The organism is Burkholderia sp. Bp8992 (assembly GCF_003853705.1).
In the GTDB taxonomy this organism is placed as follows: Bacteria; Pseudomonadota; Gammaproteobacteria; order Burkholderiales; family Burkholderiaceae; genus Burkholderia.
This window is the reverse complement of record NZ_QTQI01000003.1, coordinates 58345-80306: the sequence shown is the minus strand read 5'-3', so window position 1 is coordinate 80306 and position 21962 is coordinate 58345. Positions and strand designations below refer to the sequence as shown.

General features: G+C 65.4%; 21 protein-coding genes and 1 pseudogene. 10 read left to right on the top strand and 12 right to left on the bottom strand.

Annotated elements, in window-relative coordinates:
- The first annotated feature begins 74 nt into the window (after positions 1 to 74).
- From DIE03_RS05525 to DIE03_RS05510, 4 genes are all read left to right on the top strand, one after another.
- Positions 75 to 1040: an ABC transporter permease gene (locus tag DIE03_RS05525; RefSeq protein WP_409364411.1), complete on the top strand. Its 966-nt coding sequence runs from the start codon at positions 75 to 77 to the stop codon at positions 1038 to 1040.
- Entirely contained in the window at positions 1033 to 2034 is a 1002-nt protein-coding gene (locus tag DIE03_RS05520) for an ABC transporter permease (RefSeq protein ID WP_124448280.1), read from the top strand. The genes DIE03_RS05525 and DIE03_RS05520 overlap by 8 nt, the downstream gene beginning before the upstream one ends.
- Before the next feature lie 81 nt (positions 2035 to 2115).
- A complete protein-coding gene (gene rhaS / locus DIE03_RS05515; RefSeq protein ID WP_124448278.1) occupies positions 2116 to 3123 on the top strand; it encodes a rhamnose ABC transporter substrate-binding protein in 1008 nt (335 codons plus the stop codon).
- Between the two features lie 150 nt (positions 3124 to 3273).
- Positions 3274 to 5844, top strand: a complete 2571-nt coding sequence (locus tag DIE03_RS05510) for an alpha-L-rhamnosidase C-terminal domain-containing protein (protein ID WP_185658108.1) — start codon at positions 3274 to 3276, stop codon at positions 5842 to 5844.
- A gap of 443 nt (positions 5845 to 6287) precedes the next feature.
- On the opposite strand, the gene DIE03_RS05505 is transcribed toward DIE03_RS05510, so the two are convergent.
- Genes DIE03_RS05505 through DIE03_RS05495 form a run of 3 tightly spaced genes read right to left on the bottom strand, consistent with a single transcriptional unit; the run spans position 6288 to position 9508 of the window.
- Positions 6288 to 7139 carry a CoA ester lyase gene (locus tag DIE03_RS05505; RefSeq protein WP_124448274.1) on the bottom strand — a complete coding sequence of 284 codons (852 nt, stop codon included), beginning with the start codon at positions 7137 to 7139 and terminating at the stop codon, positions 6288 to 6290.
- 3 nt (positions 7140 to 7142) lie between these two features.
- Positions 7143 to 8333 carry a CaiB/BaiF CoA-transferase family protein gene (locus DIE03_RS05500; RefSeq protein ID WP_124448272.1) on the bottom strand — a complete coding sequence of 397 codons (1191 nt, stop codon included), beginning with the start codon at positions 8331 to 8333 and terminating at the stop codon, positions 7143 to 7145.
- A 2-nt stretch (positions 8334 to 8335) separates the two neighbouring features.
- A complete protein-coding gene (locus DIE03_RS05495) occupies positions 8336 to 9508 on the bottom strand; it encodes an acyl-CoA dehydrogenase family protein (protein WP_124448270.1) in 1173 nt (390 codons plus the stop codon).
- A gap of 112 nt (positions 9509 to 9620) precedes the next feature.
- Between DIE03_RS05495 and DIE03_RS05490 the strand changes: the two genes are divergently transcribed.
- Positions 9621 to 10550 (top strand): LysR family transcriptional regulator, encoded by a 930-nt coding sequence (locus tag DIE03_RS05490; RefSeq protein ID WP_124448268.1) that lies wholly within the window; start codon positions 9621 to 9623, stop codon positions 10548 to 10550.
- Between the two features lie 40 nt (positions 10551 to 10590).
- Here DIE03_RS05490 and DIE03_RS05485 read toward each other — a convergent pair whose 3' ends face one another.
- The 5 genes from DIE03_RS05485 to DIE03_RS38135 all read right to left on the bottom strand — a co-directional run bounded on the left by DIE03_RS05485 (position 10591) and on the right by DIE03_RS38135 (position 13585).
- A complete protein-coding gene (locus DIE03_RS05485; protein ID WP_124448266.1) occupies positions 10591 to 10905 on the bottom strand; it encodes a helicase in 315 nt (104 codons plus the stop codon).
- A gap of 99 nt (positions 10906 to 11004) precedes the next feature.
- A complete protein-coding gene (locus DIE03_RS05480) occupies positions 11005 to 11259 on the bottom strand; it encodes a hypothetical protein (protein WP_124448257.1) in 255 nt (84 codons plus the stop codon).
- 110 nt (positions 11260 to 11369) lie between these two features.
- Entirely contained in the window at positions 11370 to 12992 is a 1623-nt protein-coding gene (gene groL / locus DIE03_RS05475) for a chaperonin GroEL (protein WP_124448255.1), read from the bottom strand.
- Positions 12993 to 13068: 76 nt separating this feature from the next.
- Entirely contained in the window at positions 13069 to 13386 is a 318-nt protein-coding gene (gene groES, locus DIE03_RS05470; protein WP_124448253.1) for a co-chaperone GroES, read from the bottom strand.
- 25 nt (positions 13387 to 13411) lie between these two features.
- Positions 13412 to 13585, bottom strand: coding sequence for a hypothetical protein (locus DIE03_RS38135; RefSeq protein ID WP_185658107.1), 174 nt, complete (start codon positions 13583 to 13585; stop codon positions 13412 to 13414).
- A gap of 197 nt (positions 13586 to 13782) precedes the next feature.
- Between DIE03_RS38135 and DIE03_RS05465 the strand changes: the two genes are divergently transcribed.
- The 4 genes from DIE03_RS05465 to DIE03_RS05450 all read left to right on the top strand — a co-directional run bounded on the left by DIE03_RS05465 (position 13783) and on the right by DIE03_RS05450 (position 16067).
- The gene (locus DIE03_RS05465) at positions 13783 to 14223 is read left to right on the top strand and encodes an Hsp20/alpha crystallin family protein (protein WP_124448251.1); all 441 of its coding nucleotides are present in this window, start codon (positions 13783 to 13785) and stop codon (positions 14221 to 14223) included.
- A 35-nt stretch (positions 14224 to 14258) separates the two neighbouring features.
- A complete protein-coding gene (locus DIE03_RS05460) occupies positions 14259 to 14672 on the top strand; it encodes an Hsp20/alpha crystallin family protein (protein WP_124448249.1) in 414 nt (137 codons plus the stop codon).
- 85 nt (positions 14673 to 14757) lie between these two features.
- Positions 14758 to 15057, top strand: coding sequence for a hypothetical protein (locus DIE03_RS38660; protein ID WP_260434805.1), 300 nt, complete (start codon positions 14758 to 14760; stop codon positions 15055 to 15057).
- A 254-nt stretch (positions 15058 to 15311) separates the two neighbouring features.
- Positions 15312 to 16067 carry a TetR/AcrR family transcriptional regulator gene (locus DIE03_RS05450; protein WP_124448247.1) on the top strand — a complete coding sequence of 252 codons (756 nt, stop codon included), beginning with the start codon at positions 15312 to 15314 and terminating at the stop codon, positions 16065 to 16067.
- A gap of 224 nt (positions 16068 to 16291) precedes the next feature.
- Here DIE03_RS05450 and DIE03_RS05445 read toward each other — a convergent pair whose 3' ends face one another.
- The 4 genes and pseudogenes from DIE03_RS05445 to DIE03_RS05430 form a co-directional block, all read right to left on the bottom strand.
- Complete coding sequence (locus tag DIE03_RS05445) at positions 16292 to 18358, bottom strand: hypothetical protein (protein WP_124448245.1); 2067 nt, start codon at positions 18356 to 18358, stop codon at positions 16292 to 16294.
- A gap of 361 nt (positions 18359 to 18719) precedes the next feature.
- The gene (locus DIE03_RS05440; protein WP_124448243.1) at positions 18720 to 19862 is read right to left on the bottom strand and encodes an FAD binding domain-containing protein; all 1143 of its coding nucleotides are present in this window, start codon (positions 19860 to 19862) and stop codon (positions 18720 to 18722) included.
- Positions 19863 to 19922: 60 nt separating this feature from the next.
- Positions 19923 to 20033 (bottom strand): annotated as a pseudogene (locus DIE03_RS05435) (alpha/beta hydrolase); the annotation flags it as partial.
- Between the two features lie 111 nt (positions 20034 to 20144).
- On the bottom strand, positions 20145 to 20864 hold the full coding sequence (locus DIE03_RS05430; RefSeq protein ID WP_124448241.1) for a TetR/AcrR family transcriptional regulator: 720 nt from the start codon (positions 20862 to 20864) through the stop codon (positions 20145 to 20147).
- A gap of 353 nt (positions 20865 to 21217) precedes the next feature.
- On the opposite strand from DIE03_RS05430, the gene DIE03_RS05425 reads away from it, so the two are divergent.
- Positions 21218 to 21952 carry a YoaK family protein gene (locus tag DIE03_RS05425; protein ID WP_124448239.1) on the top strand — a complete coding sequence of 245 codons (735 nt, stop codon included), beginning with the start codon at positions 21218 to 21220 and terminating at the stop codon, positions 21950 to 21952.
- Positions 21953 to 21962 lie beyond the last annotated feature (10 nt).

Below are 21962 nucleotides of genomic sequence, written 5' to 3'. Positions count from 1 at the left end.
GCGGAACGAATACGATGAATCGAACAGGGCGCCTCCCGAGGCGTGGGACACTGGCTGGCGGATTGTCTGCGGTCATGAGGCGCCGCGAGGCGACATTGTTCGTCGTCCTGGTGGCGCTGGTCGCATGCACGGCACTTGCCCGGCCGCAGTTTCTCAGCATGCAGAACCTGCGGGACGTGCTGCTGAACGTGTCGATCGTCGGTCTGCTGACCGCAGGCATGACGGTCGTGATGCTGATGCGGCACATCGACCTGTCGATCGGCTCGGTGGTCGGCATCAGCGCGTATGGCGTCGGTGCCCTTTATGTCGCGTATCCGGCCATGCCGGTACCGGTCGCGCTGGCGGCGGGGCTCGCCATCGGACTGGCGGCAGGTGCGATCAATGCCGGTCTGGTCGCCATCGGCCGCGTCCCGTCATTGGTCGCGACGCTGTCGACGCTCTACATCTTTCGTGGTGCAGACTATGCGTGGGTCCACGGCGGTCAGATCAACGCCACGAGCCTGCCCGATGCGTTCTCGCGGCTTGCAACCGGCTCGGTCCTGGGCATTCCGGTCCTGGCGCTGGTTGCCGCCGCCGTCCTTGCCGGATTGTCGATCTATCTGAAGCAGTTTCGCGGCGGGCGCGAGCATTACGCGATCGGTTCCAATCCGGAGGCGGCGCGGCTGGCCGGCATACGGGTCGATCGGCGAGTCATGACCGGCTTCATGATCTCCGGCGCGATCGCGGGCTTCGCCGGCGCACTTTGGCTCGCACGCTTCGGCACGGTCGATGCCAGTACGGGCAAGGGCATCGAACTCCAGGTGGTCGCGGCAGCTGTGGTCGGCAGCGTGGCCATCAATGGCGGCGTCGGCACGATCCTGGGCGCGACGCTTGGCGCGGTCGTGCTCGGTGTCATCAGCATCGCGCTCGCGGTGCTTCACGTCTCGCCGTTCTGGGAGCAGGCGATCCAGGGCGCACTGATCGTGGTGGCCGTCGCCGCCGATACGCTGCTCGCCCGCTCCATTGCAAAACGCATGATGAGGAAACGCGACCATGGTTAATCGATCCACGGCGGTTTCGGCCCGCCGATCCGCCACTGCCCTGAGCTGGGAAGTCCTGCTGGCCGTCATACTCGCAGCGTCGCTGGTGATGGCACGCGTGCTGTCGCCGGTCTTTCTCGACGTGGCCAACTTGACCAACATCCTGCTCGACATCACCGAAATCTCGCTGATGGCGCTGACGATGACGCTGATTGTCGTGACGGGCGAGATCGACCTGTCGGTCGCGTCGATCCTCGGTGCATCGAGCGCGCTGATGGGTGGGCTCTGGCATCTCGGCCTGCCGATGCCGGTCGTCATCATTCTGGTGCTCGCTGGCGGTGCGCTTGCCGGGTTCTTCAATGGCTGGGTGATCGTCCGCTTCGGGCTGCCATCGCTGGCGGTGACCATCGGTACGCTCGCGCTGTTTCGCGGCCTTGCATACGTGCTGCTCGGCGACCAGGCGATTGCGGATTTCCCGGCGGCTTACACGTCGTTCGGGATGAGCACGATAGGCGCGACATTCATTCCCGACCCATTCGTCATCGTCATCGTCGCTGCCGTGCTGTTTACCGTTTTGCTGCAGGCGACGGCATTGGGTCGCAGCCTGTATGCGATTGGATCCAACAACCAGGCGGCCGCTTTTTCGGGCATCGATGTCAAGAAGACGAAGCTGAAGCTGTTCGTGTTGTCGGGGGTGATGAGCGCGATCGCGGGCATCGTCTACACGCTCCGCTTTACGAGCGCGCGCGGCGACAACGGCGAGGGGTTCGAATTGGCTGTCATCGCTGCCGTGTTGTTCGGCGGCGTGAGTATCTTCGGCGGACGCGGCTCGTTGTACGGCGTGTTGCTGTCGCTGCTGATTATCGGTGTCCTGAAGAACGCGCTCACGCTCGTCGACGTCTCGAGCGAGACCTTGACGATCGTCACCGGCGTGTTGCTGCTGTCTTCCGTTCTGATTCCGAATCTCGTCGCAGGCTGGCGGGCACGCAGAGCGCGACGCGCGATCGCACATTGAACGGCACCGTGTGCCGAGTGTGAACCCAACGCATATCAACAACGCCGGGCGGGCGGCCCGGCGATTCATAGGAGACGTAGCATGATCAAGACACTGCGCATTGCGACGACCGTCGCGGTTTGCGGCCTGTTGTTCGGAGTCGGGGGTGTCGCCGGTGCAACCGGCGTGAAGGACGGCCTGAAGATCGCGTTCGTGCCGAAGCAGATCAACAACCCGTACGAGGTCATTGCCGACGAAGGCGGGATGGCGGCCATCAAGGAGTTCAAGGGTGACGGAAAGGTGGTCGGCCCTTCGGACGCGGGCGCGTCGTCGCAGGTTCAGTATGTCAATACGCTGATTACGCAGCGACAGAATGCGATCGTGATCGCGGCAAACGATCCCAATGCGGTCGTGCCGTATCTGAAGCGCGCGATGTCGCAGGGCATCAAGGTCGTCACGTTCGATTCCGACACGGCGGCGGATGGCCGCAATGTTTTCGTCAACCAGGCCAACGCCGAGAGTATCGGCCGCGGGCAGATCCAGCTCGTCGCGAAGCTGATGGGCGGGGAGGGCGAGTTCGCGATTCTGTCGGCAACGCCGAATGCCACCAACCAGAACACCTGGATCAAATGGATGCAGGAGGAATTGAAGAAGCCGGAATACGCGAAGATGAAGCTCGTCAAGATCGCATATGGCAATGACGACGACCAGAAGTCGTTTGTCGAAACCCAGGGCTTGCTGCAGGCCTACCCGAACCTGAAGGCGATCGTGTCGCCGACCTCGGTCGGTATCGCCGCCGCCGCACGCTATATCTCGACGTCGTCGAGCAAGGGCAAGGTGGCGGTGACGGGGCTCGGCACGCCGAACCAGATGCGAGCCTTCGTGAAGAACGGCACGGTCAAGGCGTTCCAGCTCTGGGATCCGGGCCAATTGGGCTACCTCGCCGCCTATGCTGCCGCCAATCTCGCATCGGGTGCGATCTCCGGCAAGGAAGGCGAGAGTTTCGAGGCCGGCAAGCTTGGCAAGCGCACGATCGGCAAGAGCGGAGAAGTGATCCTCGGGCCGCCCACGACGTTCGATGCGTCCAACATCGATCAATTCAACTTCTGATCCCAAGCTCCGCGACCCCGCCTGATGTCGGGCGGGGTGTCCCGCGGGACACGGCTCACGCATCCCGTGTTGCGCATTCGCGGCCACGCCGCGCACGTCGCGACCCGGTCCCGCGCATTCAACGCAGCATCTTCGAACTATCAATCAAATATGAACAGACAGGCGCTGTTTCAAGGCATGCGCGGATGGGTCGTTGCCGTGTCGGTCTGGGTATTCGGACCCGCGTGCGTGATGGCGCAAACCACCGATGGCGAGTTGATTCGTCCGGTTCGCGTCATCAGCACGGCGGGTAACGTGGCCAACGCCGACGCGTTGACCACGGGCGGCTCGACGACATTGACGATGGCGCCGGGCGGTCCGTCTCCGACCATCACGCTGGACTACGGGCGAGTGGTCGGTGGTCTGCCGGTGTTCCTGGTGAACTCGGTGTCCGGGCGTCCCGCGCTGCAGGCGGTCTATGCGGAAGCCCAACAGTACCTCGGCGCGAATGGAGACGGCTCCTATCCGGACGGCGCCGAGTTCAACGTATCTTTCGTCGGCAATGGCGGGGCGGTGAGCCTGTCGCGCGTGAACACGTATCGACCGAGCGGCCCAGGGCTGATCGTGAGTCGCCTGGTTCAGGGCGGAGAGCGCTTTCAGGTCATCCGGCTGACCCAGCCGGGCAGCGTGACGCTGTCTCGCGTGGGTATCCGTCCGCTCGTCCCCGCACCCCAAAAGCGCGCCGGCTATTTCACGTCCAGCGATCCGGCGTTGAACGAGATTTGGGATCTGGGGGCGCGCACGGTCGAGCTGGGTACGGTTCCGGCACGCAGCTTGCCGCCTACCTGGACCGTGACGCCCCAAGGTCTGGTCGTCAGGGACAGCACATTCTCGATCTACCAGGCCGGGACGAAATGGACCGGCTACACCGCGGAGTTCGACGTCCAGGTGCTGGAGAACGAGGCTGGCTGGATGGTCGGCGCGAGTCCGAGCGGCGGATTCAGGCTGGTACTTGCCGCGAGCGACGATGCTATCGGGACCCCGAATACGCTTCGGCTCACGCATCCTTTCGTGGCGGGCACGCTGGCCCAGGTCGCGTTGCCGTTCGAACTCAAGCGTGGCACGTGGCATCACGTGAAGACCGTGGCAGGAAGCGCCGTGCAGGTTTATGTGGACGACCGGCTCGTGCTCGACGCACCCATACCTTCACCGGGCTCATTCGGCTTCGCGGGATACGACGGCAGCGCAGGGCTGTTCCGCAACCTGAAGATTACCGGCGCAGGCGGTACGTTGCTCGATGCGAAGCTGACGGATCCGGCTGTCCTCGACGCCTTCGCCGCGGGAACGAACCGCTTTGCCGCGATTCTCGACGGTGCGAAGCGTGACCGGTACGTGTGGAGTGGCGACCTGGCCGTGAGCGCGCCCACGATTTACTACTCGACCGGTGCGACCGACGCCGTTGCCGGCTCCCTGGGGCTGGCTGCCGCCTATCAGCGATCGAACGGCATGTTCCCCGGCGATCTTCCGCCGCAACTGGCAGCCGGCGTGGCGCGCGCGGATGCAATGCCCGATGCGTACTATTACTCGCTGTCCTATTCGATCTATTTCCTGACGACCTTGTACGACTATTACCTGTACACGGGCGATCTCGACTTCGTGCGTTCGAATTGGGCAGCAGTGCGCCGTTCGTTCGACTATTTGCGCGGTCTGACCAATGCGAATGGCCTGATCGTGACGGATGCGTCGAATTCAGCGGACTGGCACCCGCACGATGCGTCGAAGTTGACCGGGACGGTGACGGAGTTCAACACCCTGTATTACGGTGCGCTGCGTGGCGGGGCGAAGCTCGCCGCGGCCGTGGCCGACCTTGGCGCCCAGCGCGACTACGATGCGCAGGCAGCCCGCGTGCGTGGGGCGGTCAACACGACGCTCTACGATTCCGGTAGCGGTCTGTACGTCATCAGCGACCAGATTCGCGGTCCGGTCGCCCAGGATGCAAATGCATTGGCGGTGCTTTACGGTATTGCGCCGCGGGACAGGTGGGCGACGATTCTCGGCAAGATGCGCACTGCGCTTTCCACCGTCAACGGTCCGCTCGCATTTTCGCCTGATTACCGGACGCCGCCGCTTCTCAGCCAGATCATCAGCCCGTTCGTTTCCAGTTTCGACGTTGCCGCGCGGTTTGAAGCCGGCGATGCGGGAGGCGCACTGTCGATCATTCGCACCGTATGGGGGCATATGCGAGCCGGCAGTCCTTACTACAGCGGTGCGACCTGGGAAGCGATCGCGCCTGACGGCACGCCCGTTCCGCCTGCCGACGCCGGCAACACCTACGCAAGCCTCGCGCACGGCTGGTCGTCAGGGCCGACGTCGGCATTGTCGAAATACGTACTCGGTGTGCGGCCACTCTCGGCCGGCTATCGATCGTGGCTCGTCGAACCCCAGCCGGGCGATGTGCGCTGGGCGCGGGGGAGGGTGCCGACGCCTTACGGCGGGATCGAAGTCGAGTGGCGGACTTCGGGAGTCGACTTCGAACTGACGGTCGTCGTGCCGCCTGGCACGACCGGGGCGGTTGGCGTTCCTGTTGGAGAGGGGCGTCGCACGATGGTCGTCAACGGGCGCACCGTGCAAGCCGACGTGTCGTCTGGCGGCCCGCAAGGCGTCAATCGTCGGAGCGGCTATGCTTATCTCGGCAATTTACGGGCTGGACGCTACCGAATTTTGGTGGGCAAACCTGGCTGAACCAGGATCGGCTCCGGGACGCGTGACGCCTCGCAAAAGTGCCGTGCGTCCGAAGTGAGGTCGCTTGCCTGGTCGATGGATCGATACGGTGACGTTGCAACATGCCGCTCGGCGGAGGATGCCCGGTTGGGCACCTCCACATTCCCGAAGGCGTAGATCGGATTTCTAGAATGCTGGCGAGTCGCCCAAACAGGGGCTTACTGGTGAGCAGCAACCGTGCGGTACTACCTCACTCTCCCTGCACCCGAAAATCAAGGCGATCACTCGGAGCATGTGTTCTTGCCGACGATTTTTTATCCAGAGCCCGCAGGTGCTCTGGCGCTTCTTTCCCAGCTTCAGATGACGCGGCCGGCCGTCTGCCAGGGCGGTTCAGACGAAAGCGGAGCGGCGGTCAGCGGGCATCGATGGATGACGGCCGTCATCCATCGTTCGGAAAATTGCACTTACTTCCGCATGCTCGCGACAATGGCCTCGGCCGCCCGGATCACCGGAAGATCGACCATGCGGCCGTCCAGGTTGAACACCGCTCCGCCGTGCTTCCCGGCTTCGTCGATCACGCGGCGTGCCCACGCCTGTTCGGTGTCCGAATAACCCATCGCGTCGTTCACGACGGCGACCTGCGTCGGGTGAATGCACAGCTTGCCGCCGAAGCCGAACGCGCGTGCGCGCCGGGCGTCGGCCGCGAGCTGCACGGCATCGTCGGTGCGAACGGTCACGCCGTCGATCGGCGCGGGTAGCCGGGCACGGCGCGACGCGGCCACGAGCGCATTGCGTGCAAAGGCCAGTTCCGGCTCGTCGGGCGACGCGCGCATGCCGAGGTCGAGCTGGAAATCCAGGTGGCCGAATGCCAGGCGCACGACCTGCGGATCGCGCGCCAGCGCATCCGCTGCATCGAGCCCGGCCAGCGACTCGATCAGCGCGACGATGCACGCTTCATCACCGAGCTGCGCGGCGACGGCGCGCAGCGCGTCCGGGTCTTCCGACTTCGGCAGCATCACGGCAACGCGTTGCGGCATCCAGTCGCGCAGCAGCGCGATATCCGCGTCGTGCCACGGCGTACCGACGGCGTTCACGCGCACGACGGTGCGCGAGCGCTGTGCCGAAGTCAGCCGCGGCAGGTGCTGCGCGAGTCGCGCGCGTGCGTCGTCCTTGCTGTCGATGCCGACCGCATCCTCGAGGTCGACGACGATGCAGTCGGCGCCCGAATCGAGCGCCTTCGCAAAGCGTTCGGGCCGGGTGGCCGGCACGAACAGGAGACTGCGGGCGTGCTGGACGGGGAGAGAGACCGTGGACATGGCTCAGATCGCGCCGGCGGCACGCAATTGTTCGATATCGGCATCGGTGCGCCCGAGCGCGCGGAGAATGGTCGTGGTGTGTTCGCCGAGCGCCGGCACCGGGGCCATGCGCACGTCGAAGCTGTCGAGCGTGGCGGGCGGCAGCAGCGCCTGCAGTTCGCCGGCGGGCGAATCGACGGTGCGAAACCGCTGGCGCGCATGCAGTTGCGGGTGCGCCCACAGATCGCCCACCTGGTTGACGGCTGCATTGGCGATCTGCGCGTCGTCCAGGCGTGCAATGACTTCCTGCGCGGTGAGGCCGGCAAATGCCGCTTCGATCACGGCCTTCAGTTCGGTGCGGTGTTCCGAGCGGCGCACGTTGGCGTCGAAGCGCGGGTCGGTCGCCAGCGCCGGGTCGCGCAGCACGGCATCGCAGAACACCTTCCACTCGCGCTCGTTCTGCAGGCCCAGCATCACCACGCGGCCGTCGCCGGCCGTGAACGGGCCGTACGGATAGATGGTCGCGTGCGCCGCGCCGCTGCGGCCCGGCTGCTGCTGGCCGTCATACGCGTAGTACATCGGGAAGCCCATCCACTCGCCGAGCGCTTCGAGCATCGAGATTTCGACGTGCGAGCCTTCGCCCGTGAGGCCGCGCTGCAGCAGCGCGCTGAGTATGCCCGTGTACGCATACATGCCGGCCGCGATGTCCGCGATCGACACGCCGGCCTTGCAGGGCTCGTCGGGCGTACCGGTAATCGACAGGAACGCGGCCTCGCTCTGGATCAGCAGGTCGTAGGCTTTCTTGTCGCGATAGGGGCCGTCGCTGCCATAGCCGGAGATGTCGCAGACGACGAGGCGCGGGTATCGCGCGTGCAGCGCGTCGAACGACAGGCCCATGCGCGCGGCCGCGCCGGGCGCCAGGTTCTGCACGAGCACGTCGGCCTGGGCCACGAGTTCGCCGAGCACGTCCTGCGCGGCGGGCTGCTTCAGGTTGAGCGTCAGGCTTTCCTTCGACCGGTTGGTCCAGACGAAATGCGACGCGAGGCCGCGGGTCCGTTGATCGTAGGCGCGCGCGAAATCGCCGACACCCGGGCGCTCCACCTTGATCACGCGCGCGCCGAGGTCGGCGAGCTGGCGCGTGCAGAAGGGGGCGGCGATCGCATGTTCGAGCGCGACGACGGTCATTCCGCTCAGGGGGCCTTTGCGTGCTTGCATGGTCAGTAGGAACGGGGAAGTTCCAGCACGTGCTCGGCCACATGCCCGAGAATCATGTTGGTGGAGATCGGTGCGACCTGGTACAGGCGTGTTTCGCGGAACTTGCGCTCCACGTCGTATTCGCATGCGAAGCCGAAGCCGCCATGCGTCTGCAGGCACGCGTTGGCGGCCTCCCAGCTCGCCTTCGCGGCCAGGTACTTGGCCATGTTGGCCTCGACCGCCGCGTTCCGGCGCGCATCGATCTTCTCGCACGCGCGCCAGCGCATCAGGTTCGCCGCTTCCAGCTCGATGAACGACTCGGCCAGCGGAAACTGGATCCCCTGGTTCTGCCCGATCGGGCGGCCGAACACCTTGCGCTCGACCGCGTAGTCGCGCGCCTTCTCCAGGAACCAGTAGCCGTCGCCGATGCACTCGGCCGCGATCAGCGTGCGCTCTGCGTTCAGGCCGTCGAAGATCACCTTCAGCCCCTTGCCTTCGGTGCCCAGCAACGCGTCTTCCGGCAGCTCCATGTCGTCGAAGAACAATTCGTTGGTCTCGTGATTGACCATGTTGGGGATCGGCCGCACCGTGAGGCCGTTGCCGATTGCCTGGTCCAGCTCGACGATGAAACACGACAGGCCCTCGCTCTTCTTCTGCACCCGGTCCAGCGGCGTGGTGCGCGCGAGCAGGATCAGCAGGTCGCTGTGCTGGACGCGCGAGATCCATACCTTCTGGCCGTTGACGACCCAACGGCCGTCTTTCTTCACGGCCGTGGTCTGGAGCCTGGTCGTGTCGCTGCCGGTGGTCGGCTCGGTCACGCCCATCGACTGCACACGCAGTTCGCCCGACGCGATGCGCGGCAGATAGCGCTGCTTCTGCGCATCCGTACCGCTGAACACGATCGTGTTCATCACGTACATCTGGCCGTGGCACGCGCCCGAGTTGCCGCCGGAGCGGTTGATCTCCTCCATGATGACGGATGCCTCGGCCATCGACAGGCCGGGGCCGCCGTATTCCTGCGGAATCAGCGCGGCGAGCCAGCCGGCCCGCGTGAGGGCGTCGACGAATGCCTCGGGATACCCGCGGGCCTCGTCGATCCTGCGGTGGTATTCGGCCGGAAACTGGTTGCACAGGCCGCGCACCGCGTCGCGGATGGCCTGGTGCTGGTCGGGGGCGGAAAAAACGGAAGCGCTCATCAATCCTGTCTCGTCACTGGCATCGTCGCGGTCCATAATAAGTTTTGATGGATTCGCCAAAAAATAGAATTTTTTGATCGATGGATCAGTTTTCGGTATCGAGGACCCTGCGATGGATCTGAAGCAACTGCGCGCGTTCGTCACCGTCGCGGAAACCGGCAACGTCACGCGCGCGTCGAGCCTGCTGAATCTCGTGCAGCCCGCTGTGTCGCGCCAGTTGCGCCTGCTCGAGGAAGACATGGGCACCGAGCTGTTCGACCGCAGCCGTAACGGGATGCAGCTCACGCCGTCGGGCAAGACGATGCTCGAATACGCGCGGCGCATCCTCAACGAAGTGGCGCGCGCCAAGGCCGAGATCCAGCCGACCGACGGTCCCGTCGCGGGCATCGTGAGCATCGGTCTGCTGGCCAGCACGTCGGATCTGCTGGCCACGCGGCTGGCGGGCGAGGTCGCGCGACGCTATCCGCACATCCGCCTGCGGCTCACGATCGGCTACGCGGGGCACCTGCAGGACTGGCTCGAAGCCGGCGACGTGGATGCCGCGCTGCTGTACGGGCAGAAGGAAACGCCTGCGCTGCACGTCAAGGCGCTGATCGAGGAAAGCCTGTGGGCCGTGGCAGCACCGTCGGCGCGTCTGGCGCGCAAGCGGCCAGTCGCGCTGTCGCGCGTCGCGAACGAGGCGTTCATCCTGCCGTCCGCGCCGCAGGGCCTGCGTGCGGCGATCGAGCACGCGGCGGCCGAGGCCGACGTGACGTTGCGGGTGGTGGCCGAAACCAATGCGCTGAGCGTGCAGAAGGAACTGGTCGCGCAAGGTCACGGGTGGACGATCCTGCCGGCCGTCGCCGTCACGCAGGAGATCGAGCAGCGCACGCTGAGCGCGGCGCCGCTCGCGCCGCCGGGGCTGCGGCGCACGATCGTGCTGGCGGCGCCCAGCAGCCGGCAGGCCACCGCGCCGGTTCGTTGCGTGGTCGGCGTGCTGCTCGACTGCGTGAAGACCACGTTCGAACAGGGCCACTGGCCCGACGCGCGCTGGCTCGGCTAGGGCTGCCGGACACACCGCGGCGGGCGTGTCCGGCAACTTTTTACGCGTCTTTCAGCCAGGGCATTTCCACGGGCGACACGACCAGTTGCCGGAATTCGCGCTTCAGGTCGAAGATGAACCCGACCAGGATCATCGAGTCGGCGTAAGGAATCGGAAAGACATGCGGATTTTCCGGCGTACGCAGCGGGCGCTCGGCGGTATCCGCCGTCGCCGCGGCATTCTCGCGAACGCTTTCCAGTTCGTCTGCCATGGCCGGGCCGGCACCTTTCAGCACACGGCTGCGCAGGTCGCTATAGGGCTCGATGCGCGCAGCGTCTTCGTGGTATTCGGGCACTTCGTATACGAACCAGGACATTTTCGTCTCCCATCACAAGGGGCGCTATTCTAACGCCGCGCGAGGGTTCACCGAAAATCGGCCGCGTCGTGCGATGGCCGCGGTCGCTGCGATGGAGTGCTAATCGTTCGCCATGAGATGGCTGATGATCAGCGCCGGATCCGCGATGTCCAGGATCAGCCGGCGAAAGATGCGCTTTCGCATGTGTTCTTCGTCGAGCATCCAGGGTTCGCCCTTTTTGCCGAGATAGTGTGCGAGCGCATCCTCGCTGGCCGCGTTGGCGGGAAGATCGAGGCGGGCGCACAGCAGCCCTGCCACGACATCGTCGATCTCGATGTCGAGCGGCTTCGAATCAATGTGAAGGACGAGTTTCATGTCGATTCCGGGCAAAAAGCGGCGCCGCATGCCGTATGCGTGCGTGCGGCGCCGAACGTGTCGCGCCGGCCGCGACTGTTTGGCCGGCGCATGCACGAACCGCTGCGAGGTCAGTACTCGAGCTCCGGTGTCGCAGGTTGCGCGGCCTTCTCGTCCTTGGGCGCATCGGCAACCGACGCGTCGGTCGTGAGGACCAGGCCGGCGATCGACGCGGCGTTTTGCAGTGCGGTGCGCGTCACCTTGGTGGGATCGACGACGCCGGCTTCGACGAGATCGCCGAACTCGCCGGTGGCGGCGTTGTAGCCGAAGTTGCCCGTGCCTTCCAGTACCTTCGCGATGACGACCGAGGGCTCGTCTCCGGCATTCGACGCGATCACGCGCAGCGGTGCCTCGAGCGCGCGCAGCACGATACGGATACCTGCGTCCTGGTCGCTGTTGGCGCCTTTCAGGCCCGTTATCGTCGAACGTGCGCGCAGCAGTGCCACGCCGCCGCCCGGCACGATGCCTTCCTCGACCGCCGCGCGCGTGGCGTGCAGCGCGTCGTCCACGCGGTCCTTCTTCTCTTTCATCTCGACCTCGGTCGCTGCCCCGACCTTGATGACGGCCACACCGCCCGCGAGTTTCGCGACGCGTTCCTGCAGCTTCTCGCGATCGTAGTCGCTCGTGGCTTCGTCGATCTGCGTGCGGATGGACTTCACGCGTGCTTCGATGCGCTGCGCGTCGCCCGCGCCGTCGATGATGATCGTGTCGTCCTTGCGCACCTCGACGCGCTTGGCCTGCCCCAGATCCTCGAGCGTGGCCTTTTGCAGCTGCTTGCCGGTCTCTTCCGAGATGACGGTTGCGCCGGTCAGGATGGCGATATCCTCCAGCGTCGCCTTGCGGCGGTCGCCGAAACCGGGTGCCTTGACGGCCGCGACCTTCAGGATGCCGCGCATCGCGTTCACCACGAGCGTGGCCAGCGCTTCGCCGTCGATGTCTTCCGCCACGATCAGCAGCGGCTTGCCTGCCTTGGAGGTCGCTTCGAGGACCGGCAGCAGATCCCGGATGTTCGAGATCTTCTTGTCGTGCAGCAGGATCAGCGCGTCATCCAGATACGCGGCCTGCTTCTCGGGATCGTTGATGAAGTAGGGGCTGACGTAACCGCGGTCGAACTGCATCCCCTCGACGACATCCAGTTCGTTGTCGAGCGACTTGCCGTCCTCGACCGTGATGACCCCTTCCTTGCCGACCTTCTCCATCGCATCCGCGATGATCTTGCCGATCGCTTCGTCGGCGTTCGCCGAGATCGAACCGACCTGCGCGATCTCCCTGTTCGTGGAAATCGGCTTCGACAGTTTGCGAAGCTCCTCGAGCACGGCGGCCACGGCCTTGTCGATGCCGCGCTTGAGGTCCATCGGATTCACGCCGGCGGCGACGTGCTTCATGCCTTCCTGCACGATCGCCTGCGCGAGCACGGTGGCCGTGGTGGTGCCGTCGCCTGCCACGTCCGCGGTCTTCGACGCGACCTGCTTGACGATCTGCGCGCCCATGTTTTCAAAGCGGTCCTTCAGCTCGATTTCCTTCGCGACCGACACGCCGTCCTTCGTAATGGTCGGCGCGCCAAAGCTGCGCTCGATCAACACGTTGCGGCCTTTCGGCCCGAGCGTGACCTTCACGGCATCGGCGAGCAGGTTCACGCCCTTGACGATATGGGCACGGGCGCCGTCGTGGAATTTGACGTCTTTTGCACTCATGGTGTTGCTCCGGATAGTAGTCGTTGACTCGGCGCGTCGCGAACGACCGGCAGGTGTTCGCGACCGGCTCGGGATCTCAGGCGGCCTTGCGGGCGGCGCCGGTATCGGCTTCGAGCACGCCCATCACGTCTTCTTCGCGCATGACGAGCAGTTCCTCGCCATCGACCTTGACGGTCTGGCCCGCGTACTTGCCGAAGAGAACCTGGTCACCGACTTTCAACTGGAGCGCGCGCTGTGTTCCATCCTGGAGCAGCCGGCCGCTGCCGACCGCGACGACTTCGCCTTGTTCGGGTTTTTCTGCGGCCGAGTCGGGAATCACGATGCCCGAGGCCGTCGTCCGCTGCGTCTCGATTCGCTTGACGATAACCCGGTCGTAGAGGGGACGAATCTGCATTCTCATCTCCTGAGCGATTGAAGGTTCACGAAAAAGGAATCCGGCTGCCGGCCGTCGCGACGTGAGTGTCGCCGCCGGGCAGCCGCACCACTGTCTGGCGGAAACCGAAATAGAGGCGTCCGCCGCGCGCTTCAAGAGGGCGTAAAAACACCAATATGTAACAAAATGTTTCAGCTTGAGGCCTATCGAAAAGGATCATGAGGACTCCCCGGCGACATGCCGAACGGCATCTTGAAATTTTCGTTTCTTGCGCTATGTTAGGGATCGCCAAGGCAGTCGCATCAAGCGCTGCGTGTTTCGATTTGTTTGTCGGCGGGGCTTCCCCACGGGCAGGCGGACTGGAGCGCGTGGTTCCGTTCGTCTCTCGTGAAGGGCCCCGGTTTCAAGGAGCCAGTCATGAGCGAACTCTTCTTCGGCACCGATCTGCTGGGCGAATTCGATCGCTTGCAACGGCAGATGGCCAGCCTCTTTGCGGCGTATCCCGCCAGTCTGCGCGCCACGCGCAGCGAAACTTTTCCTGCGGTGAACATCGGCAGCACCGACGAAAGCATCGAGATCGTCGCGTTCGCGCCGGGGCTCGATCCGGCCGCGATCGACGTCTCGATCGACAAGGGGCTGCTGACGATCAGCGGCGAGCGCAAGCCGCCCGAGTCGAACGAGGACGACGAAGCGCGCATCTACGCGAGCGAACGCTTCATGGGCGCGTTCCGGCGGGTGATCGAATTGCCGCAGCATGCCGATCCGGACAAGGTCGATGCGCGCTATGTGAACGGTTGCCTGACCATCAGCGTCGGGCGCTCCGAGGCATCGAAGCCGCGCGCCATTGCCGTCCAGTGAAAGTCGATCCAGGCACGAAACGAACGGAGGACATCATGAACGACAGCACCGAACTGACGAAGCGCGGGGCCGCCACCGGCGTGGCCGGCCGCGCCGAAGGGACGCCCGCGAAGCAAGTCACGCGGGTCGCGCCCGCCGTCGACGTATTCGAGGACAACCGCGGCATCACGCTGTATGCGGACCTGCCGGGCGTACCGCGCGAAAAGCTCGACGTGCGGGTGCAGGACGGCAACCTGACGGTGGAAGCCGAAGCGGTCATTCCGACACCTTCCGGACTGCGGCTTCAGCATGGGGAAGTTCGCCATCCTCACTTCTGGCGTGCGTTCAGCATCAGCCCGGACTTCGACGTCTCGCGCATCGATGCGCAGTTGCGCGACGGGGTCCTCAAGCTGACCGTTCCGCGCCGCGAGGAGGCGAAGCCGCGCCGCATCCAGGTGAACGTTGAATAGACGGCCGGCGCGGTGGGGGGCGGGGAAAACGATGCGCCAGGTGCGACCCGCGCTGTTTCGGTTCCATTGCTGACAGGAGGTGGACATGCTCAGTCCGCACGAATTTGCGACCCTGATGCTGGTCCGCCAGGCGCCGGACCAGATCGACATGAAGCGCGCCGAACTCGATGCGCTGCTCGAGCGCCAACTGGTCATGCTCGAGCATGGCGCGTCGGGCCGGCGCCAGGCCCACCTGACGCACAAGGGACGATTGCTGCTCGACGCACTCGATCCGGACAGCGCGCTTTACCAGGCGAGAATGCGCAAGGCGGGCGGGGACGTGGGCTGCAGCGTTCCGCTCGCCGGGGCGGTTACCCGCACGGTGGAGGGCTTCGCGCCGGAATGAGCTGTGCCGAATCCTGCGATCAGGGCGCCGGGCGTCAAAGGTAGATTGCGCTGCGGCGACGAGCGCGATTTTTCGTGAATGGACGCCCGGCGCCCGTGTGCATCCGCGTCTCCACCGTTTCTCCATTCGTCGTTCGACGGGTTCTCGAGGGCGTCGTATCGCCGTCTTTGAGGGGCATAGAAATCATAAGTGATGACTTTGTCAATGTAGACGTTTAAATCTATACTTGGGCACGAACCAGGATCGAACACGTCATGACGAATACACCGAGTCGCCGCACGCCCAAGCGCTCCGCTCCGGAAGCATCCAGTCCGGTGGCCGCCGCCACCGAAGAGCGCGAGCCCCGTGGCGCGCGCCGCAAGCGGGAGACCCGTGGCCGCCTGCTGGACGCCGCGCTCAGACTGATGGCCGCGAAGGGCATGGAAGGCGTCGCCATCAACGAAATCACCGAAGCCGCCGACGTAGGCTTTGGCTCGTTCTACAACCACTTCGAATCGAAGGAGGCGATCTACGCCACCCTGATGGAATCGGTATTCGAGGAGTTCGCGGATTCACTGGATCGCCTGGCCAGCGGCCTGTCCGACCCGGCGGAGATCATTTCCGTCTCGGTGCGGCATACGTTGATGCGCGCGCGGCGCGAGCCGGTCTGGGGACATTTCCTGATCCGCGAGGGCTTTTCGGCGCGCGTGCTGACGCTTGGCCTGGGGCAGCGGCTGCTGCGGGATATCGAACGCGGCATCGCCGAGAAACGCTTCGTGGTCGCCGATCCGTTCATCGGCTTCCTTTCGGTTGGCGGTACGGTGCTGACCGCCATTGCCGCCGAGCTCAACTTCGTCGCGCCGGGCGCACCGGCGTCCGGTGTGCTCAAGGAACTCGGCTTCAGCGGCGAGCATTTTCCGGAACGCACGGCGGCGACGCTCCTGCATATGCTGGGGCTCAAACGTGCGGAAGCGGAGAAGATCGCAAGCCGGCCGCTGCCGGTCGTGGAAACGGCCGAAACCGCACGGTGATGCAACAGGGTGATGCGGGCGCCGGCCGGGTCACCCGCACGGGTCGGGCCGGCTGAAACGATCGCCCGGGGCGATCGCCCGACCAGGCGTGAGCATCGCGGCATCCTAGGTTGGCTTGTCGTGCCGCGGCGAACCGGCCTTTGCCGCCCGGCGACTTCACCGCTGCGGAGTGCGGTTGACGGCAGGCTTCCGCGCCGGGGTTCCCGATAACGCGCATCGCCGGCTCACGTTCGCATCGGCACGACCAGCAAGCTCGCGAAGCGAAAGGCGTTTTCACCGAGATCCGCGCCGCGCGCGATTTGCACATGGTTCACGCCGGGCGCGAACGGGAAGACGTCGTTCGTTTCGTAATGGAAGAATTCCCGGCCGTCCTCGCCAAGAAGTGCGGGGCCGCTTCCGTGCGCCGCAAGCGTGGCCGACGCGAGCGTGCGCTGCGTGTCGGGCGTCATGAGCGTCAGGTTGACGAACGTGTCCGAGGTTGTCCGCACGTCTGCCAGAAGCGGGACAAGGCGGCAGGCGACAGGTGCCGCGGTCCGGTTCGTCACGACGAAGGTCAGGTGCTTGCCGACCAGGATCGACTTGCCGATCATCACGTCCGGATAGCCGGTCGGTGCGCCGAGCATCGACGAATCGGCAAGGCTGAAGCCGCAGGTCAGGTCGAGTTCGAGGCCGACGTCGGTGCCGTGCAATTCCGCGAGCTGCGAGGCGGACGAGTAGTGTCGCAGTGCCATGCCGGCATACGGAACGCTGCTGCCCGAATCTTCGCGACACGTCTTGCCGGAATAGGTACCCGGGGCCGTCAGGAACGCCGAGACGAAGTAACCCGGCTCAAGCTTCGCCGCGTTGCCGGGCGCATACGACTGTATGTAATCCGGATTGTCGACCAGATCGAGGACGTTGCCGTAGCCGTCGACTGCCGCCGAATAGCGTGTGCCGGTGCCGTCCTGCACCTGCAGCGCGTAGAGATACTGGTTTCCGTTGCGGCTGAAGATCGCTCCCCGCACGGATGCTTTCCAGATGCAGCCGAGGCCATCCGTCAACTCGCCCGCCGACTGATTCGCGGCGAACGAGTGCTGAATCGCAAGCAGGCTGCCCGACACACCGTCGAAGTCGCCGGTGCAACCTTGCGAGTCGATGTGTGACGATCGGCCCGCGCCGTCGACGAATGTCTGATTCATGCGGACGACGCACGGATCGCCGCCGTAACCGCAATGGCAGATGGCGAGCAGGTCCGTCACGTACGACGTGCGGGACGGGAGCGTGGCGTCGGCCGTGCTGCGCAAGACGTCGTGCGTGTAGATCTCCATCGAGTTGCGGAAGTCGATCTTCGTCTGATGCAATGCCGTGAAGTAGCTCTTCGCCGACTCGAGAAACTTCGCATAACCAAGGGTATAGAAGTTGCGGACGTACTCGTTCTTCTTGTCCGGATCGGAAAGCGAGTTCAAGTGCGCGGCGAGCACTTTCTGCATGGCATTCTGGTACCGGTAGATCTTCTCGCGCATCTCGCCCAGCGTCGCGGCGACCGTGTCGGGTGCGAGCGCGAGTGCGTCGCGCATCGACAGGTATGCGCCATACATCGACAACTGCGCGCCGCAGGCGAGCGCATGCATCGTCAGCCCCTGATATTCGGAACCCTTGATCAGGAACAGCGGCGTGAGCATCGTGCAACCGCTCCAGAACGCCACGAACTTCGCGACGATGGTGTCGCGCATCGACGCCGAATAGGGCGGTGCGTTGTTTCGCACGAATTCGACGAGGAAGTGCAGGTCGTCGTTGATGCCCGCCAGCGTCTGACGCATGATCTCGACGTTGTTTTTCGAAATCTCGTCCGTCGCAATGCGCCGGATCACCGATTCTTCATCCGGCCCGCGCTCGAACAGCGTATTCAGGTGGCTGAACAGCAGGTTCAGCACTTCGCCGACGAGCGGCCCGGCGCCCGGAATGAACGATGCGAGTGCCTTGATCGTGACTTCGCCGAATGCGATGAGCCCCGGCAGCGTATCGGCCGACAACGCCGCATTGACGACATCCGCAATCGCGATGGCCGCCGGCTGGTATTGCTCGATTTGCGTCCTGATGTCGCCGAGCTTCATTTTGAAACCGGGAACCAGCAAGTCGTTTTCGTCGAACGCATGGACGGGCAGAGCGGCTTTTTCCCCGAGACCCGATGCGATGGCGCGCGACCGGGTCAGTGGCGTGCCGTCGTCGCCGCCGCACGCGGCGAGAAGCGGCAGTACTGCGCTGCAGGCGCCATACATCAGGAAGGCTCGTCGGTCGATTCGAGTTGTCATCGCGTCTCCGTAGGAAAGTGACGGTGCAACGTACGGCCGGCGCAATCGGTGGTGAATCGGCTGGCTGACGTGCGGATGCCCGGTTTTGCCGGGCAACGGGAACGGATGTGGGGAGGGGCGGTTCGGGTGCCGCGAGTGTCCTGGACGAGGTGGCGTTTTGCTTGCTCGCCTTCTGCCTTATGGTCGAAAGGATAGCACTTCCGGATATCGGATCGGATGCAGAAGCGCGTCGCGCCATGCTGCGAGGGCGGCGCGCCGCCCGCGAATGCGACGCGCGTTGCGCTGCATCGAACGGGAATTTGACGCCTCGTCGGCGCCACGGCGGGCATGAGTCACGGATCGGCGCGTGGCCGCCGGCCGGTCACCCGCGCCCCATGATCCGCGTGCCGAGCGAGATGCCGAGTTCGGACAAAGACGCATTGGTCGCGAGCTGGAGGGCTTCCCAGCGCGACAGCGCGGCGTCGAAAGCGGGGCCGCGCGCGACGCCGCGCAGCGCCTCGGCGAGACCGACCGCATTCTCGGCCGCTTTCGCGACGCCAGCGGCCGTGTGCGGCCGGACGAGGCAGGCCGCATCGCCGAGCAACACCGCGCGGCCGAACACCATGCGGTCGACCGCGAGATCACGGATCGCCTGCGCGAACGGCGCGTGCGTCGCATCGACGAGTGCGGCGAGCGTCGGTGCCAGCATGCGGCAACCGGCGTCCACGAGTTCGAGCCGGTTGTCGTCCCGCATCGCGCCGGGCGGCAGCGAGCCGTCGCGCTGCGTGCCGTCCCGCGCGAGGAACAGCGACGGCATGCGGTCCTGCGCGAGCCGCCGGTACCAGACCCAGTTCACGCGCCGTTTGCCCGGTTCGATCGCACCGTCGCGGCCGGGCACCAGATAAGTCAGGAACAGATGCGTGTCGCCTTGCTGAAACGTGAAGCGGTTGCGCAGTACCCGCAGCACCGTGTCGGGAAGCAGGTACTCGTCGACGAGCCCGCGCCATGCGACATAGCCCGCGTACGCGGGCTGCGCGTCGGGAAGCAGTTGCGCGCGGACGGTCGAGCGGCCGCCGTCGGCGCCGACCAGCAAGTCGGCGTGCTCGACGCGGCCGTCCGCGAAATGCGCGATCACGCCGTCGCCTTCCTGCTCGAACCGCTCGAACGACACGCCGGCGTGCACGACACCGGCGGGCAGCGTGCGTTTCAGGTCCCTGTAGATCACGTTCCACGCGGTCTGCGTTTGCGGCCTGTGGAGACGTTGCACGATTCGGTCGTGCTCGTCGAGATAGATCCGGTCGATGGAATCGACGCGCGCCTCGCGCGGCACGGGCACGCCGCCGAACGTGAATGCGCGTTCGATCGGCGCTTGCAGCACGATGCCGCCGCCGCGGCTGTCGAGGTCGCTCGGCGATTGCTCGAACACCTTGACGCGCCATCCGGCCGCCCGCAGTGCGGTGGCCGTGAAAAGTCCGCCCACCGATCCGCCGACGACGATCGCCAGCGGGCCCGAAACGTCGCTCATGATTGCTTCCTCCCGATGATCTTGCGCGTGCGCGGCGATTCAACCTTCCCAGTGCTTGAGGAAGCCGTGCAGCAGGACGACGACGGGCCCGCTGCCGGCATCGATGCAGTGCTGGCGGATGCCGTTCGCGGTGCCGGTGTGATGGGTGATCGAAGGCGTGGTGTCGGTCATGCGGCGGTCCCGGTTCGGTTCGGCCTGCGCGCAACGGGCGCGGCTGCGAATGCCTGTCGAGGATAGGTGAAGCGGGCCGCGCGCCGGATAAATTGTTCTGAATTCGTCTGGTTACGCGCGCCGGCGGCGCCGGGCGGTCGCACCCGACCTGAGCTGCTGCAGCGCGGCGGGCGTGCCGTTCAGGAACGCGTCGACCAGCCGCTCGATTTCGGTGTCGAGATCGTCGGGCACCGTCAGGCCGTAGACCCATTTGCGAACGCCGAGATAGAAGATGCTCGCGTGCAGGCTCCAGACCAGTTCGATTTCCGCATTGCGCTGCGCGTCGGTCGCCGGCGTGGCGATCTCGTATTCGTGCCGCAGCTCGCGCAGCACCGGCAGGAATACGCGTTCGCGCAGCCGCGACAGGTAGCGCGTGTTGAAACCCTCGCGGCTGAGCCCCGCGAAGATGAAGGTACGGATCCATTCGCGCCGCAGGATGGTTTGCGCGTAGTCGCGGTAGAACGCGACGAGCCGCTCCTGCAGCGGGACCTTGCGATCGGCGATCATTTTTTCCCAGTCGGGATTCCACGTGTAGATCTCGTCGTAGACGCGATCGATCAGCGCTTCCTTGCTCGGAAAGTACCGGTACAGCAGCGGCTGGGTGACGCCGATCTGCCGCGCGAGCTCGCGCGTGCTGCCGGAAAAGCCGTGCGTCGCGAAGTGCTCGATCGCCTTCTCGACGATCTGCCGCTCGCGCGCTTCCGGCGTGAGCCTGCGGCCTCGCGTGACGGCGTTGCCGTCGGCGTCGGTCCCGGGTTCGCGGGTCGGCGTGCTGCGTTTTCTTTCGGTCATTCATCGGCTCCTGACGGCGCGCGTGCCTAAACTATCGATCGAAAAATAACACGATCGCGGCCAGCGAATCCGGCTGGCGGCGCGGTTTGGGCGGCCGCGCGGGACGTCCTGCGTCGAATCGGGCCGGCCGCACCGTCCCGCGCGCGAGCGGCGCATTCAGAAAAATTCAGGCCGCCGCCATGACATTAAGGCTGCCCTTGTCTAGTCTGGCTGACGAGCCGTTGCATGGGCCGGACGCCAGTCGGCAAGCCGGACCGGCCGGCGAAACCGGAGCGGAACATGCGTTATCTGATCTCGCCGGGCGCACGCATTGCGGTCGCCGGCGCAATCGACACCTTCAAGGAAGCCGCGTCATGCCGTCGCAGCCCGTAACCGCCGGCACTGCAGCGCCCGATCGCGTGCGCGGCGAGGACGTGTTTCTCGCGTCGATCGCGGGTTACGTCGACACGCTCGGCTTCGTCGCGCTGTTCGGCCTGTTCACCGCGCACGTCACGGGCAACTTCATCCTGATCGGCTCCGGGCTGGCCGGCGTCGGGCAAGGGCTCATGATCAAGTGGCTCGCGTTTCCGGCCTTCATCGCCGGCATCGTCGGCGCGCGCGTGCTCGATCATCGGATGCGTTCGCTGGGCCATGGCGTGCGCGCACGTTCGCTGTATGCGCTGCAGGCCGTGCTGCTGGCCGGGTTCATGCTGGCCGGCGTGATGGCGTCGCCGATCGCTGACGCCGATGCGCCGAGGACGATCCTGTGCGGCCTGCTCGGCGCCGCGGCGATGGGCGTCCAGAACGCGCACGGCCGGCTGACGGCCCGCTCGGTCGTTGCCAACACGGTGATGACGGGCAACGTCACGCAGGCGGTGATCGATGCGTTCGACTGGCTCGTGCCGCTCGCGGCGCCTGCCGAACGGGAGGCCGCGCGTGTGCGGCTGCGGCGCATGCTGCCGCCGATCGTGGGCTTTGCGCTCGGGGCGGGCGCGGGGGCCGCGGCCTATCTGTTCGCCGCCTTCTGGGCGCTGGCGTTGCCACTCGCGGCGCTGGGCTTCCTCACCTACCAATCCGGTCGGCCCGACGTGCGGCCGACATCACGCTGAATGCGCGCGC